The following is a 13,196-nucleotide window of genomic DNA, read 5'->3' as shown; positions in this document are numbered from 1 at the left end:
GATGTCGTTTAACGAAAACACAAGAGTAAAAATACCGGCGATACTTCATTTGTGCAGATTGGGATATAACTATCTCCCATTATCTAAAACAAAATATGATAACAACACAAATATATTTACTGATATTTTTACAGAGAGCATTCTACGAATAAATCCAGAAATCGAAAAATCTGACGTTAAAAAGCTTCAGGAAAATATAACACTGGCTTTAGATAATGAAGACCTGGGAAAAGCATTTTTTGATCTGCTTACATCCACTACAGAACCAAAATTAATTGATTTTGCAAACTTCAACAATAACTCGTTTCACGTTGTAACTGAGCTGACCTATAAAAATGGCGACGATGAATTCAGACCCGATATTACGATTTTAATCAATGGAATACCTCTCGCATTTGTTGAGGTAAAGAAACCTAATAATCCAGATGGAATACTTGCAGAGAGAGAAAGAATAAACTCCAGATTCAAGAACAAAAAATTTCGCAAATTCGTAAACATTTCTCAACTCCTTGTTTTTTCCAACAACATGGAATATGACATTGAATCAATTGAACCGATACAAGGAGCATTCTATTCATCTACTTCTTACTCTCATGCGAATTTTAATTGTTTCAGAGACGAAGAAAAACTTGATATAGAAGCTATTCTCAAACCAGAAAATAATGAACTGGAGAATTTCATCCTCAAAGACAACAATCTTACAGCAATTAAGCACTCACCTGAGTTTCACACTAATAAAAATCCCAACTCACCTACCAATAGAATACTAACGTCCCTTTTTTATAGGGATCGTATTGCAATGTTATTGAGGTATGGTTTTGCATATGTGTACACTGAAAACGGCCTTGAAAAACATATAATGCGTTACCCCCAGCTATTTGCCACCAAAGCCATAGAACACACAATCGATAATGGTATAAAAAAAGGAATTATATGGCACACACAAGGAAGCGGCAAAACAGCTCTTGCTTACTTTAATGTCCACTATCTAACAGATTATTTCCAACGTAAAAACATAATTCCAAAATTCTATTTCATAGTTGATCGTATTGATCTCATGAATCAAGCAAAATCTGAATTTACGAGCAGAGGCTTAACTGTACACACTGTAAACACTAAAGATGAATTGTTAAAAGATTTCAGATTGAGACAAGCGATCCGCAACCTAGCTGGAAAACGTGAAATCACAGTAGTAAATATCCAAAAGTTCAAAGAAGATTCCGACGTTCTAACCCAAAATGACTATGATTTAAATACACAACGCGTATATTTTCTTGATGAAGTTCATAGAAGCTATAACCCGTCAGGTAGCTTTTTAGCAAATTTATTTAACTCCTATAGAAATGCAATTTTGATAGGTTTGACAGGAACGCCTTTAATAGGCAATGACCGACGGACGAAGGATATTTTTGGGAATTATATTCATAAATATTACTACAACGCATCTATAGCAGATGGTTACACGTTGAGACTAATACGTGAGGGCATAGAAACCAACTATCGGCTGCAGCTTGAAAAAGCTTTAAAAGTGTGTATTCCGATCGAAAGGACCATTAATTCCAGTCCGTAAGGGGACAATGATTCCGGTTTATTGGGACAACTTTACCAGTCACGACGGCATTATCTGTTAAACTTCATCGGTCTGTAAAGATTTTTGTTTTTTTCTAAGTGAATCGCCATCTAATTCCAATCTGATTGAGTTGTGAATTAATCTATCAAGGATAGCGTCTGCAAGAGTGGCATCATTCAAATGTTCATGCCAATGTGTGATTGGTAACTGACTGGTGATGATAGTTGATTTTCGTTGGTAGCGATCATCAAGTATTTCTAACAGATCGCGGCGTTGGTCATCGTCAGGAGTTGCTAATCCCCAATCATCTAAGATAAGAACATCAATTTTTGCTAGTTGTGCGAGCCAATTAGCATAGCTACCATTTGCTTTTGCGATTTTTAATTCATGCCAAAGACGTGGGAGTCGATAATAACGCGCAGACATGCCAATCAAGCAAGTCTTATGTGCAAGCGCGCAGGCAATATAAGTTTTGCCGCAACCCGTTGGCCCAGTAATCAGTAAGTTCAAGTGTTGTTGAATCCATTGCCCTCGGGCAAGTTCTTGTACGACAGTTTTGTTTAAATTGCGGGTATGTTTAAAATCAATGTCCTCGATGCAAGCCTGAGCTTTAAGTTTTGCTTGTGCAAGCCGTCTGTTTAAGCGGCGGTTTTCTCTCAAATACCATTCACGATCGATCAACAACCCTAAGCGAGCTTCAAAATCCAGATCAGGCATGGGTTTTTGTAATTGTTCACAAAAAGCTTCTGCCATTCCAGATAATTTTAGCGCTCTTAGTTTTTCTAACGTTGGTTGAGTTAACATCTTTTTATCTCCAGTTTTATTTGTAATAGTCAGAACCACGGATATTTCCATGCGACGAAATAACAGGCGTATTCGTCGAATGAGAATTGGGAACAGTATCAAGTTTGTTTTTTAATATTGCTTCGACTTGGCTGTAACGTGTTGCACCAGATTCATTGGCGATAGCGCAGGCTTTTTCAAGACGGTTTTCGCCATATCTTGAGCCTAGGCGAAGCACACCAAGGCAAGCGCGATAAGCTTGTTCTGGAAACGCGCGCGAGGCGATTAAGCGATCAATAAACTTCATCGTATGCGGGCCAATTTTATTTGCCCATCGCTTCATGCGGTCTGGCGACCATTCCGCATGTGCACGATGTGCAGGCGGCATGTGTTCCTTGATGGTGCTGTGTTTATACCGATGATAACTGCGTGGATGTGAAGCAATACGTTTTCTCTCATAAAAACACTCCACCGTGTTAGCTGTAGCACGGATCTCAACTTCATGATGAATATATTTATACGGCACGCTGTAATAATGATCGTCAAATACAAAATGATAATCGATATGAACTTTTGCGTGTTGCCATTCGGCGTATTGGTATTTTTCGGGTGGCAGTGGCTTTAGCGCTGATTTATCTATTTCTTCAAATAATGCCCGTCTTGATGTTTTCATTTTTTGAAAGGATTGATTGTTAAGGACAGCAAGACGAGGTTTGATGGCTGCGTTAATTTCAGCAATACTCGTAAAAGTGATATGCCGCATTGGCGCAAGAATTTGTCTTTCAACTATACCAACCGCATTTTCAACTTTTGCTTTGTCTTTTGCTTCATAAACACGCGCAGGAACAATGGCAAAACCATAATGCTCGCCCACATGCTGATAGTTTGCATTGATGTCGGGATCATAGCGGTGAGATTTTTTTACACCCGCTTTTAAATTGTCTGGTACAACGATTTCACTGACCCCGCCAAAATATTCCCACATTCTGACGTGTGATTGAATCCAATCAGGTATTTGCTGCGTGGCAGTTGCTTCAGCAAAAGTAAATTGTGATGCGCCTAAACAGCCTACAAAAATTTGTGCTTCATGAATTTCGCCTGTCCCTGGATCAATCCAAGGTACTGTCATGCCCGCATAGTCTACAAATGTTTTTTCACCACCTTTGTGTACTTGCCGCATGATGGGTGATGTCGCCTTGAGATAAGCTCGATAGTGGGTACAAAATTGGGAATAACCCAGGCCCTCCGGCTGAACATCGCGATATTCTCGCCAGAGTAGTTGTAAGGTCACGCCCTTTTTGCGTAGCTCTTTATAGACCCGTTCCCAATCAGGAAATGCCTTCTGTCTTGAGACCTTTACAGCAGATGGAAAAAGACGATTGTATAAATCTTCTTCTGTCATCGATTGCGGCAAAGGCCAATTAATTCCTGCTGCTTTCGCCCGTTCTAAGTATCTTGTAACGGTTGTCTTTCCAATATTTAAACTTCTTGCAATAACTCGATGGCTGCATTTTAACTCATGGTATTGCCTTAAAACTTCACTGATTTTACGCATACTTATATATCTCACGATTACTACCCCCTCGCTTTGAAAACAAGAGGATATTGTATAAAAAATAAACTATCGTGAGCTGGTAAGTAGCCCAATGACGCCGTAATCACTGGCCCAATGTCCCGTAACAGATGATCCAATACGGCCAGAACCAGTGGCCCAGAAAAATCAGAATGGATGGCCCAATGTTACCGGAATAGGTGGTCTAATAAGGTCGGAATACACAAAAAGAAATAGAAGTATTAAAAGGCCATCTAAATAAAACTCTAATCTTCGCTCACGAACGATTTGTAGAACCGATGCTGGATTATATTATTCAAGATTTCGTTAAGAGCCGAATACGCTTCGGCGACCATTCAATTGGCGGCATGGTTGTCTGTGATAGCGCTGAACAAGCAAGGAAATTATTTGAAATATTCATAAGCAAATACAATCCTACTCAAAAAACTATTGAAGAAGTACCGCAATATCTAAAAGTCGCTGAACAGCCAACCGAATACATTACATATAGAAATAAACATGAGAAAAGCCTAACTGCTTCTTTGATTCTTCATCATGTAGGGTCTAAAGATGAAAGAAAAGAAGAAGTGAGCGATTTTAAAGCAGGAAGAATTGACCTGTTATTTGTATATAACATGTTGCTCACCGGATTTGATGCTAAACGACTTAAAAAACTATATTTAGGACGCGTTGTTAAGGACCATAACCTGCTGCAAACACTAACACGAGTAAATCGTCCATATAAAGACTTTAGATATGGATTTGTAGTCGATTTCGCAGACATACGAACAGAATTCGACACAACGAATAAAGCGTATTTTGATGAGCTCCAGTTAGAATTAGGCGATGAAATTCAAACCTATTCGAATCTCTTTAAATCTGCAGAAGAAATACAGGAAGAAATAGAAAATATCAAAGAAACATTGTTTCATTACGATATAAGTAACGCTGAAATATTTTCACAACAGATTAATCAAATTGAAGATCGCAAAAAAATACTTGAAATCAAGAAAGCATTAGAAAGCGCAAAAAATCTCTATAATATTATTCGCTTATATGGTCATTTCGAGTTATTAGAAAAATTGGATTTTAAAAAAATTAATCAACTTTATAATGAGGCTGCGAGACATCTTGATCTATTGAATCTGAAAGATTCAGTACAAAACAATGTAGACACTACTAATTTATTGAATGTCGCTTTAGAAAATATTTTCTTTATGTTTCGTAAAGTTTCTGAAGACGAATTAGTAATCGCTGATCAGCTTAAAAATACTCTGCGCAGAACACGCGAAGCCTTATGTGACAACTTTGATCAAATCGACCCGCAATTTGCATCGCTCTATGATGAACTGAAACGATTATTTGACAAAAAGAATCTTGATGAAATAACACAAGAAGAAATGAAAGAAAATATTGGCACATTAGAACAAATATACAGCAAAATCTCGGAACTGAACCGTAAAAATAATTTATTAAAAGCAAAATATGAATACGATGCGAAATATGCACGCGTACATAAACGGATATTGGAAAATAAATCCATATGCGATAAAGAAAGAAAAATTCATGAAACTCTTAGTGATATCAAAAAACAGACTGATGAAAAAGTTTTAACAAATTCTCGTCTTTTAGATAATGAAAGCTATTTTGAAAGCATGATGATGAAAATGGTTATTGATAGCTTCAAAAAATCGCAGATCACTCTGGAGCCTGAATCTGCAAGATTTATCAACCATTGCCTAGTTAAAGAATACATAAACGAATACCAAGGAACGCATAGATGACAACACAAGATTTTACTGCTCAAACAAAAAAATTGATTGATAGCCTAAAAGGTGTTTGTACCTCCTATGGTCTAGGTAATGATGGAAATGAATTTAAAATAATAACGCAAATGTTTTTGTACAAGTTCATGAATGACAAATTTGGATATGAAGTAAAGCAATTAGATTCCAGATTAAAGAATGCTGAGAGTTGGGAAAAAGAAATTGCAAAATATACTGATAATGAATACGAAATGCTTCTTTATCGGATGAGTCCAGATAGCGCAAAACTAAAACGGGAACATTACCTATCTTATCTACACAATAAACAAAATTCAGAGGAATTTGCCAAATTATTTGATGACACACTGAGAGATATTTCTATTTTCAATAATGATATTTTTTCCGTTAAAACCGGTACTGGTGCAAGAATTATTCTATTTGATGAATTAAGTAATTACATAACAGATAGCTCAGAGCGCGACAACTTTTGTCGAGCGATTATTAACCCATTGGTAAATTTTAGCTTCGAAAAGATTTTCAATCAAAAATTTGATTTTTTCTCTACTATTTTTGAATATTTAATCAAAGATTACAACAAAGATGGTGGAGGAAAATATGCAGAATATTACACACCCCATGCGGTATCAAAAATTATGGCGTCAATTTTAGTGGACAAACCGGTCAGCAATGTAACCTGTTACGACCCTTCTGCAGGCTCAGGAACTTTACTGATGAATTTAGCTCATGCGATTGGCGAAGATCGCTGCACCATATATTCTCAAGATATCTCACAAAAATCGAGCAGCATGCTACGACTGAATTTAATTTTAAATAATCTAGTACATTCAATTCAAAATATTATACAAGGTAACACCTTACTTAATCCTTATCATAAGTCTGGCGATAAACTTATGACTTTTGACTACATTATTTCAAATCCACCTTTCAAATTAGACTTTAGTGATTACCGAGACACTCTAGATTCAAAACAAAACCACGATCGATTCTTTGCAGGGATACCAAAAATAAAAGACAAAGATAAAGAGAAGATGGAAATTTACCTCCTATTCATTCAGCACATAATCTACTCATTATCACCTACTGGCAAAGCAGCTATAGTAGTACCTACTGGCTTTATTACTGCAAAAAGTGGGATTGAACGCAAAATTCGTGAAAAGCTTGTAGAAAATAAAATGTTACGGGGTGTAGTGTCTATGCCAAGCAATATTTTTGCCACAACAGGAACGAATGTTTCCGTTTTATTTCTTGATAAGGCTAATACCAAAGGTGACATTGTATTAATGGATGCATCTAAACTGGGTACCACAATTAAAGAAGGAAAAAATAACAAAACACTTCTATCTGTTGACGAAGAAAATCTAATTATTAATACCTTTAAGAGCCATGAAGCGAAAGAAGATTTTACAGTGATTGTTTCATATGAACAGATAAAAGATAAGGCTTACTCTTTTAGTGCCGGTCAATATTTCGATGTTAAAATAGAATATACTGATATAACTGCCGATGAATTTCACGCCAAGATGTCTTCTTTCAAATCAAATATAGACTGCCTTTTTGCTGAATCACATCAACTTGAACTTGATATCAAAAAACAATTGGAAAAACTATTCCATGCGTGAATACGTAATTTTAGACGATGCTGCATTTTACTCCGAAGATAGGATTCATTCCTCTAATATTAGCAAAGAGGATTATGTCACTACAGATAATATGCTACCGAATAAGGGTGGAATTGTTTCAGCTTTAAAATTACCAAATGCAACCCTCATTGCATTTAAAAAAGGTGATATTCTAGTTGCTAACATACGTCCCTATTTAAAAAAGATTTGGTTTGCCACCAAAGATGGTGGATGTTCTCCCGATGTTTTAGTTTTCAAATCTAAAAATGGGTATGATTCTAAATTCCTATACTACTCTCTCTTCCGAGATGATTTTTTTCATCACATGATGAAAGGTTCAAAAGGCACCAAAATGCCTCGCGGTGAGAAATCGCAAATATTGAAATTCCACATACCTAATTATTTACCCTCTACCCAGAAATTAATTGCGGCGGCACTCTCACCATTGGATTCTAAAATTGATATAAATATCCGAATTAACAATACTTTAGAAACCTTTGCTAGGACTCTATATAATTATTGGTTTATACAATTTGATTTTCCCGATAAAAATGGCAACCCATACAAATCTAGTGGCGGGAAAATGGTATGGAATAAAAAATTAAAAAGAGAAATTCCAGCAGAATGGGAAGCAAAAAATTTAGCAGACATTGTAGACATCAGCAATGAATCGCTGAACCCCATGGACTATCCTGATAAGGAATTCAAACACTATAGCATTCCAGCATTTGATGAGTCAGGTACTTTTAAAATTGAGAAAGGTGTAGAAATAAAAAGTAATAAATATATTGTCACGAACACAGATATACTTGTTTCCAAATTAAATCCATGGTTTCGTCGCGTAATTTTTCCAACCAAGATGGATGATTTAATTTGTTCTACTGAGTTTGTAGTTTGGAGAGCTAGAAATACCGCGATTAAAAATTATATATACATGATTGCAAGAGACACTTCATTTGTAACATACTGCACACAATCTGCAACAGGCACATCTAATAGCCATAAAAGAGTCAATCCTGCTGTAATGATGGATTACTCTATTGCATATAATAATAATATTGCTGAACTGTTTGGCTCTATTTTAGGACCCACAATTATGATGTGCGCCAAGAATCAGGTTGAAAATAATCAATTATCTAACCTCCGAGATTGGCTTCTCCCTATGCTAATGAATAAACAGGTGTTGGTAGGTAATTATGAAGCAAGCAATGCTAAATCAGCATCTACAAGTTTTTAATGTGCGTGGGAGCTGATAACAGTTAATTAGTCCCAAACGTACAATCAATGCTTTAATTCAACTGATCGGTACAACCGACCCCAATTTATTGAATAAAAATTCACTAAAAAGCATCAGGCTCTAAGAAAAATGATGATTTACGACTATCTAGCATCCTTCTATAATCCTCAATCAGACTGATGATTGCCTTACCCTGATCAGGCGATACCTCGCCAGCTAACATTTGCTTCATTACTTCTGTTATTATTTCAATCGAAGAGCCCGCTTTATTAATATCCAAATCAGGTAACGCAGCAATTATAGGGCTACTGCTTGCCTTAGGAATTAAACGCTCGATACAAAGACGCAACGCATTACTATCACCCCCAAGAGCAAGCTCAACCATCTTATTCACCAACTCTTCAGCTCTCGGTTCAAGTAGCCTTACCAATTGAGTCCGTTTATTCAACGACCCTTTTGGTCGCCCTTCAGGATTTCCACTTTCACCTGGTTTAAATTGCATATTTACCCCCTGTATTTTTCCTGTATTTAACAGAAGCACACATATATAAATTTCATAAACAAGTTCATCATGTTCACCAAGTTAACCGCGACTCATTATGTCAATGAAGTTAGTTAACATGGTGAACGTATTTATTGACTATTCCTTATATAAATTCATATTGAATACTTCAACATGGTACCCATTGTTCTTTGGCTTGCTATCAAATCGCAAAAATATAGCTGCAAACCTCAAAGCAGGTTCCAATCGTTTCAAAGTGGCCGCCAAATCTTTTGGCGAAGATGGCCAATCACTTGCACGGTGCGGACGATAGATGTCTAGTGCCTTTAATAGACCAGCATAATTGCTATAAATTGATTGACGCTCTTTCATATAATCAATAAGAACCAGAGCTACCGACGATGCCTGCAGTGAAGCAAGCATATTGTCAGAATAGTTTTTCTTATACTCATCAAAAAAGACACCTACTGGTACAATACCCGCCTTTTCAAGCGCAGCCCCAACATGTGCAAAATCAGCCATGCGTGGCTTTATCGATAGCTGCACAGTAGGCAATATACGAAGAACAGCCACCAGCGCATCAAGCAAGCCTGTAAATATTGCTGGGTAATCTTTTAAAAAAGCACTGTCCAGGCCAACATCCGTTTTTCTCATCTTTGGGTCTATTTCCGGAAGACTTATAATCACCGACCTATCTAGCAAGTCCTGCCTAGTAACAAGATCATCGATACCATTAAGAATAACCGGTCTCTTTATACTAACGACCACTTCATCATTATCATTAAAAAATCGACGTTTTGAAAAACCACCACCAGTAGACAAACAACATAAATCGTCCTGATTATCATTAGTCAGATTACTCACGTTATTAAATGACACAAGCCAATTATTTGCTGCGGACGTTAAAATATCATCACGGTACTTAGGTGCATTTCTTAAGTTCTCAACACTAGGGTCTACCAAGTGACGCAGCTTGTCTTGTGCTTTACTTTTACCACTACCCTGACGGCCCATTAACACCAAAATTGGGAATGGTGTGTTAGTAATAAAACAATCGATAAGCCAGGCTAAAACAAGTGGTCTCTGTCTTTCCGGCACGTTTAAATGCTGCCAGAGCAGATTAATATCGCCATAACCAGGAGTAGGTATTGGCAGTGGATTCATACATTGGGTTCGTTTAAATTTGATTGGAGACTTATTCAGTACAACCCATCCACTTGCCGAAACCTCAACAACATGACACTGTTGATCACCCAGATTTATGTATATCTTGTCGTTAAGTGAGCCAATTCTCGTAAAAACAGGAAGGCATCGCCCTTCAAAGCAAGCTTTTCCCTTCATTATCTGTAATGCATCAGTTACTATTTGGCTATTCGCAAGCCTGCCGTAAACTTTCCAGCACTCATTGGCTAACCAATCCCTGAATGATTTACTATCAATCTCTAATGTTGTTACATAGTTGTCATGCTCGATAGTAATGTACGGCTTCTTTTGCTCGTCATGAAAAAAGTCACCGTTTTTCACAAGCTCCAACAATAATGCTGTGCTATTCGGTTTTGGCTTACCGTCATCCTCACTAGCTTTCGGGGCTTTAGTTTGTTCCTTCTTCAAAAGTGCAGTATCATTGATTTTGATTACATTTTCATTTGCCCTCACATCTGCTGTAACAGACTGGGGGCTTTTGTTTTGAGTCTTATCCATATTAATTACCCTCCCTAGCATCACTTTCCGTTGTTGATTTAACAGGCTTGTGGCTTGCCAACCATTCCAAAATTGAAGACTTGCTATACCTTACACTTCGCCCACATTTAACAAACGGCACCCCTCCACCAGACCATCTATCACGCTCGATGGTGGCTTCAGAACAATTTCTAATAGCTGCAACAACTTCTTGTCCGAACCACGCTTCAGACGGCGCGGATTGAAATTCTTGCAACAAGCGAGCTCGGTACATTTCAGTATTATTACGATCAGATTTCATAAGACTTGTTCCTATTGTTTAAAAACAAGTCCTATCTTGGAGGGTTAAAATAGATATTGGCGCTAATTAGAATTCGTAAAAGCTAATTAGCTTTTTTATTAGATAGCTCGCCTGCTAATTTATCAGGTATAAAACTCGATGCATCATTTAGTATTTTTCTAATAGTGTCTTTGCCAACACGGCGCCCTAATTCATCAGTCACTTTTTCCAAAATTTCAGGAAGCCCATCAAGTTTACGTAATGCATTGTTATAGCCATCATAAGCCATAGCCGCAATAAGAGCATTTTTGTTATTCTCAGACCTAGAAATATGCGCCTGTGATCTTTTTGAAGATTTACCTTTTCCTTCCAATAATCCAATTTCACTTTCTTTAAGTCGTCTCTCTTCAATAAAATTAAAAAAAACTTCAGGAATAGGAAGATCCTTCAACTGCGCCTCTCGAACCAAAAGGTACGGATGTATTAACCGTGAATTTTTATCAACATGCCCCTTATACTTTTCCTTCCAATTTACTGTTTCAAGAATAATATATGCATTTTCAATCAACTTAATTTTCTGTTCGTCAAGCATACCCTCTAAAGAAGATGGGATTACCAATCGAGGTAACCCCAAATCACTGAAATTAAAATCTATGCTCATGTCGTACTTTTTTGCATCCACATACAATTTCGGGTCAACCTCATAAATAAGGAACGAAAACTCTTCTACAAGCAACCCATCCCTTAATGACAGATTTTTATAATCTGGCGTTATATTTTGCATATGCTTTTCCTTATTGATTAGGCAGCTTCTATAGCAGCCGAAACAGTTACATTCTTCAATATAAAATCTGACACCGCCTGCATTGCCTCACGCAATTTTTCCGGATTGTGCTGAATATACCCTGCAGTAACATCGGAGGATTTATGATTTAGCAGGCGTTTAACAGTATAATAGCTAATTGAATCGCCCAACATGTTAACTATGCTTGCAAATGTTCTCCTCATATCGTGGCTGGTAAATGAGATACCAGAGGTTTCTTCTACTTTTTGCATCAATTTTCTTGGATCAATAATACGCCCTAGTTTTCCACTACCTGGGAATACCCAATTACAGGTGTTATCTTTCTTGCGCCGCATGAACAAATTAAAGAGAAAATTAGACAAAGGTAACTCATGATCGGACCTGTTCTTAGTATCAAATATTTTTAAAGTTTTTGATTCAAAATTAATATTATCCCACGTCAAAGACAGTGCCTCTTCGCGCCTTAAACCGGTGAATAACAATACCAGCAAGTAATCACGAACTGACTCACGATCTTGCGTACTACCTCTAGTTGGATCATTTTTTAGTGCCCAAACTGCATCCCACCATGCTTTGAGTTGATGAGGCTGAATATAGTTGCTTCGCAGCTTTATTTTATTCCATATTTTCTTGGCAGATAGTCGCCTTACAGGATTATCCGCAATAAGAACACGTCCCTTAGCATCGCGATATTCAGCAGCAAAATTAAATAATGCTCGCAGAAATCGCATTGCTAAATTCGCCCTTGCCTCACTTTTTTCGCTGATTTCTTTATGTTTGCTCTCAACCATATCGCGCGTGATATCGAGCATGGGTTTATGCATCCAATCTTTCAAATACACTTCAATACATGTTTTATAATCACGCTTTGTGCTTGGCTTTAATGATTTACGCGCAGCCATATAGTGCGTGTACACTTCATTAAGGGTGATAGTCTTAATACGGTTTTCGCGCTGCACTTGGTTCGGATTGACATCTTTCGTCATGGCTGCCAATTGAACCTTTGCTTCTTTTCTAGCCTCTTCCGCTGTCACCACGCCATGCCTACCTAATGACACCCTGACTGTCTTACCTTGCACCTTTGTTTCAGCAATGTACGTCTTGGTTTTGTTACTTATCCTCAATCCAAAACCCTTAAGCTCTGTGTCATAATAAAAAGCCTGCGCACCTGCTTGTTCAGTAAATGGCAGCTCATCTACCTTAGATTTTGATAATTTAATACGCGCCATTTCGATGGTGCCCTTTTCATTTAGTAGGACTATAGTAGGAAGCCAATTTCAAACTCAGTCATGGAGCTGAGGATTAAACGTCGTGATAGTATTTGATTTAATTGGGAATTTCAAACAGTTTAAGGCTAGAGAAGAGTACAGAATATTCGCAT

Annotated in this window: 11 protein-coding genes; 4 read left to right on the top strand and 7 right to left on the bottom strand. The window is 37.3% G+C overall.

Annotation, left to right across the window (positions count from 1 at the left end; all coding sequences use genetic code 11):
- Position 1: 1 nt before the first annotated feature.
- The gene (locus AQUSIP_RS01375; protein WP_114835501.1) at positions 2-1,570 is read left to right on the top strand and encodes a type I restriction endonuclease; all 1,569 of its coding nucleotides are present in this window, start codon (positions 2-4) and stop codon (positions 1,568-1,570) included.
- 57 nt (positions 1,571-1,627) lie between these two features.
- On the opposite strand, the gene istB is transcribed toward AQUSIP_RS01375, so the two are convergent.
- Together istB and istA are read right to left on the bottom strand one after the other, a co-directional pair.
- Positions 1,628-2,374 carry an IS21-like element helper ATPase IstB gene (gene istB / locus AQUSIP_RS01370; RefSeq protein ID WP_114835531.1) on the bottom strand — a complete coding sequence of 249 codons (747 nt, stop codon included), beginning with the start codon at positions 2,372-2,374 and terminating at the stop codon, positions 1,628-1,630.
- Positions 2,375-2,390: 16 nt separating this feature from the next.
- Complete coding sequence (gene istA, locus AQUSIP_RS01365; RefSeq protein WP_170131899.1) at positions 2,391-3,908, bottom strand: IS21 family transposase; 1,518 nt, start codon at positions 3,906-3,908, stop codon at positions 2,391-2,393.
- Between the two features lie 296 nt (positions 3,909-4,204).
- Here istA and AQUSIP_RS01360 point away from each other — a divergent pair, with 296 nt between their 5' ends.
- Genes AQUSIP_RS01360 through AQUSIP_RS01350 form a run of 3 tightly spaced genes read left to right on the top strand, consistent with a single transcriptional unit; the run spans position 4,205 to position 8,548 of the window.
- Positions 4,205-5,689: a type I restriction enzyme subunit R domain-containing protein gene (locus AQUSIP_RS01360; protein ID WP_197737805.1), complete on the top strand. Its 1,485-nt coding sequence runs from the start codon at positions 4,205-4,207 to the stop codon at positions 5,687-5,689.
- On the top strand, positions 5,686-7,311 hold the full coding sequence (locus AQUSIP_RS01355) for an HsdM family class I SAM-dependent methyltransferase (protein ID WP_114835478.1): 1,626 nt from the start codon (positions 5,686-5,688) through the stop codon (positions 7,309-7,311). The genes AQUSIP_RS01360 and AQUSIP_RS01355 overlap by 4 nt, the downstream gene beginning before the upstream one ends.
- The gene (locus tag AQUSIP_RS01350) at positions 7,304-8,548 is read left to right on the top strand and encodes a restriction endonuclease subunit S (protein ID WP_114835477.1); all 1,245 of its coding nucleotides are present in this window, start codon (positions 7,304-7,306) and stop codon (positions 8,546-8,548) included. The genes AQUSIP_RS01355 and AQUSIP_RS01350 overlap by 8 nt, the downstream gene beginning before the upstream one ends.
- A gap of 103 nt (positions 8,549-8,651) precedes the next feature.
- Here the strand turns inward: AQUSIP_RS01350 and AQUSIP_RS01345 are convergent, their stop codons facing one another.
- The 5 genes from AQUSIP_RS01345 to AQUSIP_RS01325 all read right to left on the bottom strand — a co-directional run bounded on the left by AQUSIP_RS01345 (position 8,652) and on the right by AQUSIP_RS01325 (position 13,044).
- The gene (locus tag AQUSIP_RS01345) at positions 8,652-9,050 is read right to left on the bottom strand and encodes a DUF5681 domain-containing protein (RefSeq protein ID WP_114835476.1); all 399 of its coding nucleotides are present in this window, start codon (positions 9,048-9,050) and stop codon (positions 8,652-8,654) included.
- 138 nt (positions 9,051-9,188) lie between these two features.
- Positions 9,189-10,751, bottom strand: a complete 1,563-nt coding sequence (locus AQUSIP_RS01340) for a hypothetical protein (protein ID WP_114835475.1) — start codon at positions 10,749-10,751, stop codon at positions 9,189-9,191.
- Between the two features lies 1 nt (position 10,752).
- Positions 10,753-11,031, bottom strand: coding sequence for a helix-turn-helix transcriptional regulator (locus tag AQUSIP_RS01335; RefSeq protein WP_114835474.1), 279 nt, complete (start codon positions 11,029-11,031; stop codon positions 10,753-10,755).
- Positions 11,032-11,113: 82 nt separating this feature from the next.
- Positions 11,114-11,794 carry a hypothetical protein gene (locus AQUSIP_RS01330; RefSeq protein ID WP_114835473.1) on the bottom strand — a complete coding sequence of 227 codons (681 nt, stop codon included), beginning with the start codon at positions 11,792-11,794 and terminating at the stop codon, positions 11,114-11,116.
- Positions 11,795-11,811: 17 nt separating this feature from the next.
- Positions 11,812-13,044 (bottom strand): integrase family protein, encoded by a 1,233-nt coding sequence (locus AQUSIP_RS01325; protein WP_114835472.1) that lies wholly within the window; start codon positions 13,042-13,044, stop codon positions 11,812-11,814.
- Positions 13,045-13,196: the final 152 nt, after the last annotated feature.

Source organism: Aquicella lusitana (assembly GCF_902459475.1).
In the GTDB taxonomy this organism is placed as follows: Bacteria; Pseudomonadota; Gammaproteobacteria; order DSM-16500; family DSM-16500; genus Aquicella; species Aquicella lusitana.
The sequence above is the reverse complement of the archived record's forward strand: the minus strand, read 5'-3'. Positions and strand labels throughout refer to the sequence as shown.

Coding starts and splice junctions, on each gene's coding strand:
- AQUSIP_RS01375 (WP_114835501.1), top strand. CDS start 2: ATGTCGTTTAACGAAAACACAAGAGTAAAAATACCGGCGATACTTCAT.
- istB (WP_114835531.1), bottom strand. CDS start 2,374: ATGTTAACTCAACCAACGTTAGAAAAACTAAGAGCGCTAAAATTATCT.
- istA (WP_170131899.1), bottom strand. CDS start 3,908: ATGCGTAAAATCAGTGAAGTTTTAAGGCAATACCATGAGTTAAAATGC.
- AQUSIP_RS01360 (WP_197737805.1), top strand. CDS start 4,205: ATGCTGGATTATATTATTCAAGATTTCGTTAAGAGCCGAATACGCTTC.
- AQUSIP_RS01355 (WP_114835478.1), top strand. CDS start 5,686: ATGACAACACAAGATTTTACTGCTCAAACAAAAAAATTGATTGATAGC.
- AQUSIP_RS01350 (WP_114835477.1), top strand. CDS start 7,304: ATGCGTGAATACGTAATTTTAGACGATGCTGCATTTTACTCCGAAGAT.
- AQUSIP_RS01345 (WP_114835476.1), bottom strand. CDS start 9,050: ATGCAATTTAAACCAGGTGAAAGTGGAAATCCTGAAGGGCGACCAAAA.
- AQUSIP_RS01340 (WP_114835475.1), bottom strand. CDS start 10,751: ATGGATAAGACTCAAAACAAAAGCCCCCAGTCTGTTACAGCAGATGTG.
- AQUSIP_RS01335 (WP_114835474.1), bottom strand. CDS start 11,031: ATGAAATCTGATCGTAATAATACTGAAATGTACCGAGCTCGCTTGTTG.
- AQUSIP_RS01330 (WP_114835473.1), bottom strand. CDS start 11,794: ATGCAAAATATAACGCCAGATTATAAAAATCTGTCATTAAGGGATGGG.
- AQUSIP_RS01325 (WP_114835472.1), bottom strand. CDS start 13,044: ATGGCGCGTATTAAATTATCAAAATCTAAGGTAGATGAGCTGCCATTT.